Source organism: Ectopseudomonas composti (assembly GCF_900115475.1).
GTDB classification, from domain to species: Bacteria; Pseudomonadota; Gammaproteobacteria; order Pseudomonadales; family Pseudomonadaceae; genus Aquipseudomonas; species Aquipseudomonas composti.
This window is the reverse complement of the sequence record NZ_FOWP01000008.1, coordinates 18,769-32,488: the sequence shown is the minus strand read 5'-3', so window position 1 is coordinate 32,488 and position 13,720 is coordinate 18,769. Positions and strand designations below refer to the sequence as shown.

The following is a 13,720-nucleotide window of genomic DNA, read 5'->3' as shown; positions in this document are numbered from 1 at the left end:
TCATCGGCCTGAGACAAGAACAAGGGTGTGGTGTGATGGCAAACGATGTACTGGTGAGCTTCCGTGGCGTACAGAAGAGCTATGACGGCGAAACGCTAATCGTCAAAGACCTCAACCTGGATATCCGCAAGGGTGAGTTTCTGACCCTGCTCGGCCCGTCCGGTTCCGGCAAGACCACCAGCCTGATGATGCTGGCCGGTTTCGAGACGCCGACCGCTGGCGAAATCCTCCTTGATGGCCGCTCCCTGAACAAACTGCCGCCGCACAAGCGTGATATCGGCATGGTGTTCCAGAACTACGCGCTGTTCCCGCACATGACCGTGGCCGAGAACCTGGCCTTCCCGTTGAGCGTGCGCGGCATGTCGCGCACCGACATCAGCGAGCGGGTCAAGCGCGCGCTGTCGATGGTGCAGCTCGACAGCTTCCGCAACCGTTATCCGGGCCAGCTTTCCGGTGGCCAGCAGCAACGCGTGGCGCTGGCTCGCGCCCTGGTGTTCGAGCCGCAACTGGTGCTGATGGATGAGCCGCTTGGCGCGCTGGACAAACAATTGCGTGAACACATGCAGATGGAGATCAAGCACCTGCACCAGAGCCTCGGCGTGACTGTGGTCTACGTGACCCACGATCAGGGCGAGGCGCTGACCATGTCTGACCGCGTGGCCGTGTTCCACCAGGGCGAAATCCAGCAGATCGCCCCGCCGCGTGAACTCTACGAAGCCCCGCACAACACATTCGTCGCCCAGTTCATCGGTGAGAACAATCGTCTGCCCGGCGAGCTGATCAGTCGAGACGGCGAGCAGTGCGTGGTGCGCCTGGCGCGTGGCGAGGAAGTACGTGCCATGGCCGTCAACGTTGGCGCGGTAGGGGAGCAGGTGAGCCTGTCGATTCGCCCCGAGCGCATCCGCCTCAATGGTCACAGCGAGGCCTGCCCGAACCGTTTCTCCGGGCGCATCGCCGAGTTCATCTACCTGGGCGACCACGTACGCATGCGCATGGAGGTCTGTGGCAAATCCGATTTCTACGTCAAACAACCCGTGGCCGAGCTCGATCCGGCCCTGGCAGTTGGTGACCTGGTTCCGCTCGGCTGGTCTGTCGAGCATGTCCGCGCGCTCGACCCACTCCAAACCGAGTGAGCGTTGCGCGCAGTGCTTCACCTTTACCCCGTAACACAGAGGAGCTGATAAGAATGACGAAATCCCTGAAGCTCGCGGCGTTGGCCCTGGGCGTTAGCTGTGCCATGCCGGCACTGGCGGCGGATCTGACGGCGGTATCCTTCGGCGGCGCGAACAAGGCGGCGCAGGTCAAGGCGTTCTATGAACCCTTCGAGAAGGACACCGGCAACAAGGTGATCGGCGGTGAATACAACGGTGAGATGGCCAAGGTCAAAGCCATGGTCGACACCCGTAGTGTGAGCTGGGATCTGGTGGAGGTGGAGTCGCCGGAACTCGCTCGCGGTTGCGACGAAGGCCTGTTCGAGGAACTCGACCCGGCGCAGTTCGGTGATCAGGCCAACTTCATCGACGGTGCTATTCAGCCCTGCGGTGTAGGCTTCTTCGTCTGGTCCACGGTGCTGGCCTACAACGCCGACAAGCTCAGTGCGGCACCGACCAGCTGGTCCGATTTCTGGGACGTGCAGAAATTTCCGGGCAAGCGCGGCCTGCGCAAGGGCGCCAAGTACACCCTGGAATTCGCCCTGATGGCCGACGGCGTGCCAGTCAAGGACGTGTACAAGGTGCTGGCTACCAAGGAAGGCCAGGATCGTGCGTTCAAGAAGCTCGATGAGCTGAAACCCAACATCCAGTGGTGGGAAGCCGGCGCACAGCCGCCGCAGTACCTCGCCTCCGGCGACGTAGTGATGAGCTCGGCCTACAACGGCCGCATCGCTGCCGTACAAGCCGAGAGCAACCTGCAGGTGGTGTGGAACGGTGGCATCTACGACTTCGATTCCTGGGCCATCCCGCGTGGCGCCAAGAACGTGGAAGTTGCCAAGGAGTTCATCGCGTACTCGGTCAAGCCTGAAGCGCAGAAGACCTACTCGGAGAACATCGCCTACGGTCCGGCCAACAAGCAAGCCATTGAGCTGCTGGCGCCGGAGCGTCTGAACCTGATGCCGACCACGCCGGAAAACATCGCCAACCAGGTGGCCATCGACGTGACCTTCTGGGCTGACTACGGCGAGCAGCTGGAGCAACGTTTCAACGCTTGGGCCGCGCGTTAAGTCGCCTACCCGGCCCCGCCCAATGGCGGGGCCGTCTGAATTCCTTTCTTGCTTGCGGAGTTGTCCATGGCCGCCGTACTGCCTGCCACCGAGTTGCCCGGGCCGAGCCTGAAGCAGCGTCTGGCTCGTGCCGAGCGTTTCAATCGCCTGAAATCCAAGGCGCTGATCCTGCCGCTGTTGCTGTTTCTCCTGCTGACCTTTCTGCTGCCCATCGGCGCGCTGCTCATGCGTAGCGTGGATAACCCGGAGGTAGTCGGCAGCCTGCCGCTTACCGTCGAGGCTATCTCCGCCTGGGATGGTCGTGGTCTGCCGGATGAGTCGGTATACCGAGCGATTGCCAGCGATATGCTCGAAGCGCGGCGTAACCAGAGTCTGGGCGACTTGTCCAAGCGCCTGAACATGGAACTGGCGGGCTTCCGTAGCCTGGTCAGCAGCACCGCACGCAAGCTACCGCTGCGCGAGGAACCGGCGTCCTACCAGGAGGCCTTTCTCGATATGGACGAGCGCTGGGGCGATCCTGCTTATTGGCAGGTGATCCGCCGCAATGCCTCGTCGGTCACTTCATACTACCTGCTGGCCGCGCTCGATCACCGCATCGACGACCTTGGCGAACTGGCCAAGGCCACGCCGGATCAGTCCATCTACCTGGATATCTTCGCCCGTACCTTCTGGATGAGCCTGGTGATCACCGCCATCTGCCTGGTGCTGGCCTACCCATTGGCGTACCTGCTGGCCAACCTGCCGACTCGCTCAGGCAATCTGTTGATGATCTTGGTGTTGCTGCCTTTCTGGACATCGATCCTGGTGCGGGTCGCAGCCTGGATCGTGCTGTTGCAGTCGGGCGGGCTGATCAACAGCGCGCTGATGTCGCTGGGTATCATCGAGCAACCGCTGCAACTGGTGTTCAACCGCAGCGGTGTTTACGTGGCCATGGTGCACATCATGCTGCCGTTCATGATCCTGCCGATCTACAGCGTGATGAAGGGCATCTCGCCCAGCTACATGCGCGCGGCGGTGTCGCTTGGTTGCCATCCGTTCGCCAGCTTCTGGCGAGTGTATTTCCCGCAGACCCTGGCCGGTGTCGGCGCTGGTTGCCTGTTGGTGTTCATCCTGTCCATCGGCTACTACATCACCCCGGCGCTGCTGGGCAGCCCGAACGACCAGATGATCAGCTACTTCGTCGCCTTCTACACCAACACCACCATCAACTGGGGCATGGCCACCGCCCTTGGCGGTTTGCTGTTGGGTGCGACCCTGGTGCTCTACGTGGTGTACAGCTGGCTGGTTGGCGCGAGCAAGCTGAGGCTTGGCTAAAAACGGCTATAGAACACGCCTGCGTAGCAGGCCATCTGATGACCCTCTCCCGCCTGCGGGAGAGGGTGCCCGAAGGGCGGGAGAGGGCGGTTTTACCAAACCCTCTCCCCCAGCCCCTCTCCCACAAGTGGGAGAGGGGAGCTTAAAACGCTCACTGGAGTAAAACCCATGCTCAGCCCCTACATGTCCCCCATCGAGCGCCTCTGGTACTACGGCCTGCGCATCCTTTGCGGCCTGGTCCTGCTATTTCTGATCTTGCCGGTGCTGGTGATCGTGCCGCTGTCGTTCAACTCCGGCACCTTTCTTGTCTACCCGCTGCAGGGCTTCTCACTGCGTTGGTACGAAGACTTCTTCATGTCTGCCGACTGGATGCGCTCGCTGAAGAACAGCCTGATCATCGCCCCTGCCGCGACCATGCTGGCCATGGGCTTTGGCACCCTGGCAGCCATTGGCCTGACCCGTGGCGAGTTCCGCGGCAAGGCGCTGGTAATGAGCCTGCTGATTTCGCCGATGATCGTCCCGGTGGTGATCATCGGTGTCGCCAGCTACCTGTTCTTCGCGCCGTTGGGCATGGGCAACAGCTACCTGTCGCTGATCCTGGTGCATGCCGTGCTCGGCGTGCCCTTCGTGATCATCACCGTGTCGGCCACGCTACAGGGCTTCAACCACAACCTGGTGCGCGCCGCCGCCAGCCTCGGCGCCTCGCCGCTGACCGCATTTCGCCGTGTGACCTTGCCGCTGATCGCCCCGGGCGTGATCTCCGGTGCGTTGTTCGCCTTCGCCACCTCGTTCGACGAAGTGGTGGTGACCCTGTTCCTCGCCGGCCCCGAACAGGCCACCCTGCCGCGGCAGATGTTCAGCGGCATCCGCGAGAACCTGTCGCCGACCATCGCTGCTGCCGCGACCTTGCTGATCGGTTTCTCCGTGCTGCTGCTGCTGACTCTGGAGTGGTTGCGTGGGCGTAGCGAGAAGCTGCGCACCTCGACGCCGGAATAAATTGCCGTAGCTACCTGTTCAGGGCCTCGCCGGGAAACCGGCGGGGCCTTGCTCGTTTCTGGGCGTAGAATGTTCCGTTTTCCCGGCGTAACAAGGCGGCCAGATGGACTTCGATGATCCCGGATTTCGCGAGTTGATCGACGCGTTGCATGACGGCGTCTACATCACCGACGCCGATGGCATTACCCTCAAGGTCAATAGCGCCTATGAGCGCCTGACCGGGCTGCGTGCCGAGGCCGTCATAGGCCAGCACATGCAGGCGCTGGTGGAGCAGGGCGTGATCTCGCAGTCGGTGTCCTTGCGCGTGCTCAAGGAGGGCAAGGCGCTGTCGCTGATGCAGAGCGTCAGCCAGGGCAAACGTCTGCTGGTCAGTGGTACGCCGATCTTCGCCGCCGATGGCCGGGTGCGTTACGTGGTCAGCACCGTGCGCGACATGACCGAGCTGCTGCGCATGAAGCATGAACGCGACGAGCTGCAGCAGCTGAAACAGTTGCGCAACAGCACGGCCAAGCTGCATGCCGGGCAGCGTGACGATCTGCTCGATGCCTCTCCCGTTGCTGATCAGCCTGCTTCAGGGCGTGTCTTCATGCAGGCGCGACAGGTCGCCAGCAGCGATGTGAAGGTGCTGCTGCAAGGGGAAACCGGCGTTGGCAAGACCTTGATCGCCCAGTACATCCACAAGAGCAGCCCGCGCGCAGCGCAGCCATTCCTGGCGCTGAACTGCGGTGCATTGCCGGAAAATCTGATCGAGGCCGAGTTGTTCGGCTATGTACCGGGCGCATTCACCGGTGCTGGTAGCAAGGGCAAACGCGGTCTGCTCGAACTGGCTCACCAGGGCACGGTTTTTCTCGATGAGATCGGTGATCTGCCACTGCCGCTGCAGGTCAAGTTGCTCAAGGTGATCGAGGAGAGCCGTTTCATCCCGGTCGGTGGGCTGGAGTTGAAGGAGGTGGACGTGCGCATCATCACCGCCACCCACCATGACCTGCGCAAGATGGTTGCCGAGGGTCGTTTTCGTGCCGATCTCTACTACCGCCTCAACGTCGTGCCGATCCACATTCCGGCTTTGCGTGAGCGCCCCGAGGAAATTCAGCCGCTGCTGGATTTTTACCTGGCCGAATTCAATCAGCGTTATGGCCGAGTGCTGAGCTGGGAACTCGAAGCGCTCGACGCACTGACTGATTACGGCTGGCCCGGCAACATCCGTGAGCTGATCAATCTGGTTGAACGCCTGGTGGTCACCGTCAGCGGCGAGCGCATCGAGCTGTTCGATCTGCCGGAGGAGATGCGCATCGCTCGCAGCGACGTAGGTGAAGGCGACTTGCTGCCGCTGCGCAAACAGGTAGAAAACCTTGAGCGGCGTCTCATCCGCCGTGCGCTGATGCAACACAAGACCACCCGCGAAGCGGCCAAGGTGCTTGGTCTCAGTCAGGCGACGCTGGTGCAGAAGATGAAGCGCTGGGAACAGGGCTGATTAAAAAATGGATCAAAATACACTCATTTGATTGGTTTTCTGATCGTTCGAGTTCTGCGCAGCGCTGTGACAAATCGACGCAAGCCTTCTACCACGCCACTTTCAGCGAGCTGGCACAGGAATGGCTATGGCAAGCCCTGAACCCGTTCAGCACAACAACGCATAAGGGCCTGCTGATGAGTATTGCTGCATTCAAGATCGCCAATAAGTTGCTGACCGGCCAGAGTGCCGTGGAGCAACTGGCGGTCGAACTGCCCCGACTGAATATCGCCAACCCGCTGATCGTCACCGACGCCATCCTGATCAAGTCAGGTACGGTTGATCACGTGCTCAAGCAACTGGGTGAGCGTGCCTACGGCATTTTCGACGGCGTGGAGCCGGAGCCGGAGATTGCCATCGTCGAGGCCTGTGCCAAGGCCTATCGCGATGGTGGCCACGATGGCCTGATCGGTGTCGGTGGTGGTAGCGCCATCGATATCGCCAAAGCGGTGGCCGGTTATGTCGGTCATGACGGTGCACTGGACGAGCTGTTCGGCGTCGATCAGATCAAACGCAAAGGTCCGCCGCTGATTGCCATTCCGACCACCGCTGGCACCGGTTCGGAAGTGACCAACGTGTCGATCCTGTCGGACAAGCAGGCGCAATTGAAAAAGGGCATCGTCAGCGACTACTTGCTGCCTGACGTGGCTCTGGTCAGCCCCGTGATGACCCTGACCTGCCCGCGCAGCGTGACCGCAGCCAGTGGCGTTGATGCGCTGGTGCATGCGGTGGAGTCCTACCTGTCGGTCAATGCCTCGCCGATCACCGATGCTCTGGCCATTGGCGCGATCAAACTGATCGCCAAGGCGCTGCCCAAGGCCTATGCCAATCCGACTGATCTGGTCGCTCGCGAGGATATGGCCACCGCCAGCCTGATGGCCGGCATGGCCTTCGGCAATGCCGGCGTTGGCGCTGTGCATGCGCTGGCTTATCCGTTGGGTGGGCGCTTCAACATCGCTCACGGCGTCAGCAACGCGCTGCTGCTGCCCTACGTGATGGCCTGGAACAAGCTGGCCTGCGTCGAGCGCATGGCCGAGATCGCAACTGCCCTTGGCATGCAGACGCATGGCCTGAGCGACAAGGCTGCTGCCGACCTGGCCGTCGAGGCCATGGCTGAGCTGTGTGCCAGCGTCGACATTCCCAAGGGCATGCGCAGCTTCGGTGTGCCGGAAGATGCCATCCCGGCGATGGCCGAGGAGGCCAGCAAGATCGATCGCCTGATGCGCAACAACCCGCGCCGCCTGACTGCTGGCGACATCGAGCAGATCTACCGCTCTGCCTACTGATTACCGCAACGAAGAAGATGAAAGGCCCCAGCGTGCTGGGGCCGGCTGACATACAACTCTAATAAAGCTGGGTGATTCAAATGTCCGAACTGCATCAACAAGACCTTGGTGTGGAAGCCCCTTACTGGCCGGTGGGGCCATTCAAGGTGCGTCTGCCTTTTATTCATTACCGCTTCGAGATCTCCGACTACATGCAGGGCCTGCTCATGTGTGCGGTCGACCTGGCGGCGATTCCGCTGATGACGGAATTTCTCGGCATGCCTTTCGAGGTGGCACTGGCCGTGGTCATGCTCAACGGTCTTCTGTACCTGACCCATCACCTGCTGGGAGACCCGGTCGTACCGGGCTGGATCACCCCGGCGATTCCTCTGCTGATGGCCTACTGCAGCCAGTTTCCGGAGGGGCAGGAGCGCATCCATGCGTTGATTGCCTTCCAGTTGATGCTAGGTGTGTTCTCGATAGGGCTGGGCATGACGGGCATGGCGCGCAAGGTGGTGTCCTTGGTGCCCTCTGCGCTCAAGGCGGGCATCATCATGGGCGCGGGCCTCAGTGCGGTGGTGACGGTATTCAAGGAGGGCGGTCGCTTCGACAGTTTCCCCTGGACCATTTCCATCGCTGTCGGTATCGCTTTCTACCTGGTGTTCTCCCTTCACTTCCAGCAGTTGAAGAAGCGCAACCGCTTCTGGTGGAACTTCGCCAAGCTCGGCATCTTCCCGATCATCCTCCTGGCCGTGTTCGTCGCGCCTATCTTCGGCGAGGCGCCCTGGCCGAGCATCGAGTGGGGCATCAGCAAACCGGACTTTGCCACCCTGTGGAACGAGTACACCGTATTCGGCCTTGGCATGCCGCCGCTGATGATGTTCGTCACCGCCATTCCCACTGTGCTGGCTGCCTATTTGGTGGTGTTTGGTGACGTATTGGGAGCCAGGGCGATTCTCGGCGAGGCCGATCACATTCGCCGTGACGAGAAGGTCGACTTCAACCCCAACCGCTCGCACCTGATCTTCGGCGGGCGCAATGCATTCATGAGCATCTTCGGCCCGGACGTGGCCATGTGCGGCCCGCAATGGTCGGCGATGCAGGTGGTGATCACCGAGCGTTTCAAGGGCGGCGCCAAGGCGATGAAGTCCATCTACGGCGGTGTCGGCTCGTTCCGTTGGGGCACCAACACTGGTCTGCTGTTATTGCCGGTGGTGACCCTGTTGCAGCCGATTCTCGGCGTGGCGCTGGCGCTGACCTTGCTGATCCAGGGCTACGTCAGCGTGCGCCTGGGCATCATGGAGGCGCGTAGCCAGCGCGATCTTGGCATCGCCGGGGTGATCGGTGCGGTGCTGGCAATCAAGGGCGCCGGCTGGGCCTTCGCCATCGGCGTCGGCCTTTGCGCGCTGATCTACGGGGCACAGATGTTCCGTGGTGAGAACGACCAGACCTTTACCAAGGATCTGCCGCCCGCCGAGTGACGCCTTTCGAGGCCCTTATCCAGCCGGGGGGCGATCTCCTCCCTCGGCTGCAGGAGAACATCATGCAATTGAACGATCCCGATCTGCTGCGCCATCAGGCCTATATTGACGGCCAGTGGTGCGACGCCAGCAATGGCGATGTGAGCGAAATCTTCAACCCAGCCAACGGCGAATCGCTGGGCAACGTGCCGAACATTGGCGGTGCGCAGACCCGCCAGGCCATCGAGGCGGCGCAGGCTGCCCAACCCGCCTGGCGTGCGTTGACGGCCAAGGAGCGCGCGGCGCGGCTGCGCAAATGGTACGAGCTGATGCTGGCCAATCAGGACGATCTGGCGCGGATCATGACAGCCGAGCAGGGCAAGCCCCTGACCGAGGCGCGCGGTGAGGTGCTCTACGCCGCATCCTTCATCGAATGGTTCGCCGAGGAAGCCAAGCGCGTCTATGGCGACACCATTCCCGGTCATCAGCCGGACAAGCGCCTGATCGTGACCAAGGAGCCTGTTGGCGTGGCGGCGGCCATCACGCCTTGGAACTTCCCTGCGGCGATGATCACTCGCAAGGCCGGCCCGGCGTTGGCCGCTGGCTGCGCCATGGTGCTCAAACCGGCGCCACAGACGCCGTTCAGTGCCCTGGCGCTGGCCGTGCTGGCCGAGCGCGCGGGGATCCCGGCCGGGTTGTTCAGTGTGCTGCCGGCCGATGCCGAGCGTTCCCGTGAAGTCGGCGCCGAGCTGTGCGCCAACCCCATCGTGCGCAAGTTGTCGTTTACCGGCTCCACCGGCGTCGGCATCAAATTGATGGAGCAATGTGCGCCGACTCTGAAGAAACTCTCGCTGGAGCTCGGTGGCAATGCGCCGTTCATCGTCTTCGAGGATGCCGATCTCGATGCCGCGGTAGACGGTGCGCTGGTGGCCAAGTACCGCAACGCCGGGCAGACCTGTGTCTGCGCCAATCGCCTGTACGTGCATGAAGCCGTCTACGACGCCTTTGCCGAAAAACTGGCTGCGGCTGTGGCCAAACTGCGGGTTGGCCCTGGTGATGAAACCGGCGTCGTCATTGGCCCGTTGATCGATGGCAATGCCATGGCCAAGGTGCAGGCTCATCTGGCCGACGCGCTGGCCAAGGGCGCCGAGGTGTTGCAGGGTGGCAAGCCGCACGCGTTGGGTGGGCATTTCTTCGAGCCCACGGTCATCACCGGCGTCACCGCGGATATGCGTGTTGCCCGCGAAGAGACCTTCGGCCCGCTGGCGCCGCTGTTTCGCTTCAGTGACGAAGCCGACGTGGTGCGTCAGGCCAACGACACCGAGTTCGGCCTGGCTGGCTACTTCTATACCCGCGATCTGGGCCGCACCTTCCGTGTAGCCGAAGCGCTGGAGTACGGGATGGTCGGTATCAATACCGGGTTGATCTCCAACGAAGTCGCGCCATTTGGCGGTATGAAATCCTCGGGCCTGGGGCGTGAAGGCTCCAAGTACGGGCTGGATGAGTACCTGGAGATCAAGTACCTCTGCCTCGGTGGTATCTGAGCCAGGCGGCTCATGGTGTAAGTGCGTAGGGTGGACAACGCGAAGCTTGTCCACCCCTTCTTATGCTGCGTCGCTGCCGGTTCGTGGCGGACAAACCTTCGGCATGTCGCACCCTACGCGAAGCGTGCTTCAGTCGATTGAAGGCTCTACAGCCGTTACAATGCGTGCCACCGTGACCAAGCACTCAGAGGTGCGCCATGCAACCCTTCGCCATCGCCCCGTCGATCCTTTCCGCCGACTTCGCCCGCCTGGGTGAGGAAGTGGACAACGTACTCGCCGCCGGGGCGGACATCGTCCACTTCGATGTCATGGACAACCACTACGTGCCCAATCTGACCATCGGCCCGATGGTTTGCTCGGCACTGCGCAAGTACGGCATCACCGCGCCCATCGACGCACACCTGATGGTCAAACCGGTGGATCGCATCATCGGTGACTTCATCGAGGCGGGCGCCACCTACGTCACCTTCCACCCTGAAGCCTCCGAGCACGTCGACCGTTCGTTGCAGTTGATCAAGGCGGGCGGCGCCAAGGCCGGCCTGGTGTTCAACCCGGCAACCCCGCTGGACGTACTCAAGTACGTGATGGACAAGGTCGACATGATCCTGCTGATGAGCGTCAACCCCGGCTTCGGCGGGCAGAAGTTCATCCCCGGCACCCTCGACAAGCTGCGTGAAGCCCGTGCACTGATCGACGCCAGTGGTCGCGAGATTCGTCTGGAAATCGACGGTGGCGTCAACGTGCAGAACATTCGTGAGATCGCTGAAGCGGGTGCCGACACCTTCGTCGCCGGCTCGGCGATCTTCAACCAGCCGGACTACAAGGCCGTGATCGACGCCATGCGCGCCGAGCTGGCCCAGGTGCGTGGATGAAACCGCTGCGCGCGCTGTGCGGTGGCGAGCTGCCGCGTCTGGTGATGTTCGATCTGGATGGCACGCTGATCGACTCGGTGCCGGACCTGGCCGAGGCTGTCGACCGCATGCTGGTCGAGCTGGGTCGTGCGCCAGCTGGCGTTGAAAAAGTCCGTGATTGGGTCGGCAACGGTGCGCGAGTGCTGGTGCGCCGTGCCCTGGCCGGTGACCTGGAGCACGCCGCAGTCGGTGAGGCCGAGACGGAAGAGGCGCTGGCGCGCTTTCTCGACATCTACGCCGACTGCCATAACCTGACCGCGCTCTACCCTGGTGTGCACGAACTGCTTGAGGCCCTCAGCACGGCGGCTGTCGAACTCGCAGTGGTGACCAACAAGCCGGAGCGCTTCGTCGCGCCGCTTTTGGAACAGGTTGGCCTGGGCGGTTACTTTCGCTGGATCATCGGCGGCGACACCCTGCCGCAGCAGAAACCCGACCCGGCGGCGTTGCTGCAGGTGATGCATCTGGCTGGGGTTGACGCGGCGCAAACACTGTTCGTCGGCGACTCGCGCAACGACGTGCTGGCCGCTCGTGCTGCCGCGGTGCCCTGCGTCGCAGTGAGCTACGGCTATAACCATGGACGCCCGATTGCCGAAGAACAGCCGAGCCTGGTAGTCGATAGCCTGGTCGAGCTGTTATAGGGAGATAGGGGCGCGTAGCTCGCGCTTTATCGACTCACCGAGGCGACCTTGCCGGTGGACGGGTGACGCGTCGTCCACCCTACGGTTAAACAGCTTTTGTAGGAGCGGATTCATCCGCGATTTCGTCGATAAATCCGCTCCTGCATCGCTATCGCCTTGCCCAGCTTGCAGCGCGTAGTGTGTAGCTGCTAACGTGGCCGCTCTCCTTATTCCCCCGCCTGTCGAGATCGCACCGTGGTGGTTAGCTGCAAACTCTGGATGAAAGTGATCAAGGCTCTGGCCCGTTGGCGCTGGCGCGCCTGATCTCGTCCTGCCGCCGCTGTGCGGCCCGTTTGCACCCGACCGTTTTCCCCGAGCCATGAGGCTGATCATGACCCATGAAGAATTCCTGCGTTTAGCCGCTGAAGGCTACAACCGCATTCCGCTTGCCTGCGAAACCATTGCCGACTTCGACACGCCGCTGTCGATCTACCTGAAACTGGCCGACGCGCCCAATTCCTATCTGCTCGAATCCGTGCAGGGCGGCGAGAAGTGGGGCCGCTACTCGATCATCGGTCTGCCGGCACGTACCGTACTGCGTGTGCATGGCCATGACATCGTGGTCAGCACCGATGGTGTCGAGGTCGAGCGCCAGCAGAGCGCCGACCCGCTGGATTTCGTCGAGCAGTTCAAGGCGCGCTACAAGGTGCCGACCATCGCCGGTCTGCCGCGTTTCAATGGTGGCCTGGTCGGCTACTTCGCCTATGACAGCGTGCGTTACGTGGAGCCCAAGCTGGCTGCCGGGGTCAATCCCGATGCCCTGGGCACGCCGGATATCTTGCTCAATGTCTCTGATGCCGTGGTGGTTTTCGACAACCTGGCGGGCAAGATGCACGCCATCGTCCTGGCCGATCCAGCCGAGGCGGACGCTTTCGAGCGTGGTCAGGCGCAACTTCAGGACATCCTGCACAAGCTGCGTCAGCCGTTCACTCCGCGCCTGGGCGTGGATTTGAACAAGCCCGCGGGCGAGGAGCCAGCGTTTCGCTCCAGCTTCAGTCGCGAGGATTACGAGCGCTCGGTCAGCGCCATCAAGGATTACATCCTGGCTGGCGACTGCATGCAGGTGGTGATTTCCCAGCGCATGTCGATCCCGTTCAAGGCGGCACCGATCGACCTTTATCGCGCGCTGCGCTGCATCAATCCGACGCCTTACATGTACTTCTTCAACTTTGGCGACTTCCACGTGGTGGGTTCGTCGCCCGAGGTGCTGGTACGCGTCGAGGACAACCTGGTCACCGTGCGGCCCATCGCCGGCACCCGCCCACGCGGCGCCACCGAAGAGGCCGACCTGGCGCTGGAAGAGGACCTGCTGGCCGACGCCAAGGAAGTCGCCGAGCACCTGATGCTCATCGATCTGGGTCGTAACGACACTGGGCGCGTCTCGGAAATCGGTTCGGTGAAGCTGACCGAGAAAATGGTCATCGAGCGTTATTCCAACGTCATGCACATCGTTTCCAACGTCACCGGCGAGCTGAAGAAGGGCCTCACTTCGATGGACGCCCTGCGTGCGATCCTGCCAGCTGGCACCCTGTCCGGGGCGCCGAAGATCCGCGCCATGGAAATCATCGACGAACTGGAGCCGGTCAAGCGCGGCGTCTATGGCGGCGCGGTCGGCTACTACGCCTGGAACGGCAACATGGACACCGCGATTGCGATTCGTACCGCGGTGATCAAGGACGGCGAACTGCACGTGCAGGCCGGCGCCGGCATCGTCGCCGACTCGGTGCCCGCGCTGGAGTGGGAAGAAACCCTGAACAAGCGCCGCGCCATGTTCCGCGCCGTTGCGCTCGCCGAACAGACTGCCGTCCAGACTCAGGAATAA

Annotated in this window: 11 protein-coding genes; all 11 read left to right on the top strand. The window is 62.2% G+C overall.

What is annotated here, in order from left to right; all coding sequences use genetic code 11:
• Nucleotides 1-35: 35 nt before the first annotated feature.
• Complete coding sequence (locus BM059_RS15520) at nt 36-1,133, top strand: ABC transporter ATP-binding protein (protein ID WP_074939768.1); 1,098 nt, start codon at nt 36-38, stop codon at nt 1,131-1,133.
• 53 nt (nt 1,134-1,186) lie between these two features.
• Nucleotides 1,187-2,218 (top strand): ABC transporter substrate-binding protein, encoded by a 1,032-nt coding sequence (locus tag BM059_RS15515; protein ID WP_074939766.1) that lies wholly within the window; start codon nt 1,187-1,189, stop codon nt 2,216-2,218.
• A gap of 66 nt (nt 2,219-2,284) precedes the next feature.
• The gene (locus BM059_RS15510; RefSeq protein WP_074939763.1) at nt 2,285-3,532 is read left to right on the top strand and encodes an ABC transporter permease; all 1,248 of its coding nucleotides are present in this window, start codon (nt 2,285-2,287) and stop codon (nt 3,530-3,532) included.
• 168 nt (nt 3,533-3,700) lie between these two features.
• Nucleotides 3,701-4,528, top strand: a complete 828-nt coding sequence (locus BM059_RS15505; RefSeq protein ID WP_037000137.1) for an ABC transporter permease — start codon at nt 3,701-3,703, stop codon at nt 4,526-4,528.
• A gap of 103 nt (nt 4,529-4,631) precedes the next feature.
• Nucleotides 4,632-6,002 carry a sigma-54 interaction domain-containing protein gene (locus BM059_RS15500; RefSeq protein WP_074939760.1) on the top strand — a complete coding sequence of 457 codons (1,371 nt, stop codon included), beginning with the start codon at nt 4,632-4,634 and terminating at the stop codon, nt 6,000-6,002.
• A 176-nt stretch (nt 6,003-6,178) separates the two neighbouring features.
• Nucleotides 6,179-7,327 (top strand): iron-containing alcohol dehydrogenase, encoded by a 1,149-nt coding sequence (locus BM059_RS15495; protein WP_037000132.1) that lies wholly within the window; start codon nt 6,179-6,181, stop codon nt 7,325-7,327.
• An 80-nt stretch (nt 7,328-7,407) separates the two neighbouring features.
• Nucleotides 7,408-8,787, top strand: coding sequence for a membrane protein (locus BM059_RS15490; protein ID WP_037000130.1), 1,380 nt, complete (start codon nt 7,408-7,410; stop codon nt 8,785-8,787).
• 62 nt (nt 8,788-8,849) lie between these two features.
• Nucleotides 8,850-10,310: an NADP-dependent succinate-semialdehyde dehydrogenase gene (gene gabD / locus BM059_RS15485; protein ID WP_074939758.1), complete on the top strand. Its 1,461-nt coding sequence runs from the start codon at nt 8,850-8,852 to the stop codon at nt 10,308-10,310.
• Between the two features lie 197 nt (nt 10,311-10,507).
• On the top strand, nt 10,508-11,182 hold the full coding sequence (gene rpe / locus BM059_RS15480) for a ribulose-phosphate 3-epimerase (protein ID WP_037000127.1): 675 nt from the start codon (nt 10,508-10,510) through the stop codon (nt 11,180-11,182).
• Nucleotides 11,179-11,859 carry a phosphoglycolate phosphatase gene (locus BM059_RS15475; protein ID WP_074939756.1) on the top strand — a complete coding sequence of 227 codons (681 nt, stop codon included), beginning with the start codon at nt 11,179-11,181 and terminating at the stop codon, nt 11,857-11,859. Before rpe ends, BM059_RS15475 begins: the two co-directional genes overlap by 4 nt.
• Nucleotides 11,860-12,229: 370 nt before the next feature.
• Nucleotides 12,230-13,720: an anthranilate synthase component I gene (gene trpE, locus BM059_RS15470; RefSeq protein ID WP_074939754.1), complete on the top strand. Its 1,491-nt coding sequence runs from the start codon at nt 12,230-12,232 to the stop codon at nt 13,718-13,720.

Excerpts from the sequence above, each read along its gene's own strand:
- BM059_RS15505 (WP_037000137.1), top strand. The coding sequence starts at position 3,701 with ATGCTCAGCCCCTACATGTCCCCCATCGAGCGCCTCTGGTACTACGGC.
- BM059_RS15515 (WP_074939766.1), top strand. The coding sequence starts at position 1,187 with ATGACGAAATCCCTGAAGCTCGCGGCGTTGGCCCTGGGCGTTAGCTGT.
- BM059_RS15520 (WP_074939768.1), top strand. The coding sequence starts at position 36 with ATGGCAAACGATGTACTGGTGAGCTTCCGTGGCGTACAGAAGAGCTAT.
- BM059_RS15475 (WP_074939756.1), top strand. The coding sequence starts at position 11,179 with ATGAAACCGCTGCGCGCGCTGTGCGGTGGCGAGCTGCCGCGTCTGGTG.
- BM059_RS15490 (WP_037000130.1), top strand. The coding sequence starts at position 7,408 with ATGTCCGAACTGCATCAACAAGACCTTGGTGTGGAAGCCCCTTACTGG.
- rpe (WP_037000127.1), top strand. The coding sequence starts at position 10,508 with ATGCAACCCTTCGCCATCGCCCCGTCGATCCTTTCCGCCGACTTCGCC.
- trpE (WP_074939754.1), top strand. The coding sequence starts at position 12,230 with ATGACCCATGAAGAATTCCTGCGTTTAGCCGCTGAAGGCTACAACCGC.
- BM059_RS15495 (WP_037000132.1), top strand. The coding sequence starts at position 6,179 with ATGAGTATTGCTGCATTCAAGATCGCCAATAAGTTGCTGACCGGCCAG.
- gabD (WP_074939758.1), top strand. The coding sequence starts at position 8,850 with ATGCAATTGAACGATCCCGATCTGCTGCGCCATCAGGCCTATATTGAC.
- BM059_RS15500 (WP_074939760.1), top strand. The coding sequence starts at position 4,632 with ATGGACTTCGATGATCCCGGATTTCGCGAGTTGATCGACGCGTTGCAT.
- BM059_RS15510 (WP_074939763.1), top strand. The coding sequence starts at position 2,285 with ATGGCCGCCGTACTGCCTGCCACCGAGTTGCCCGGGCCGAGCCTGAAG.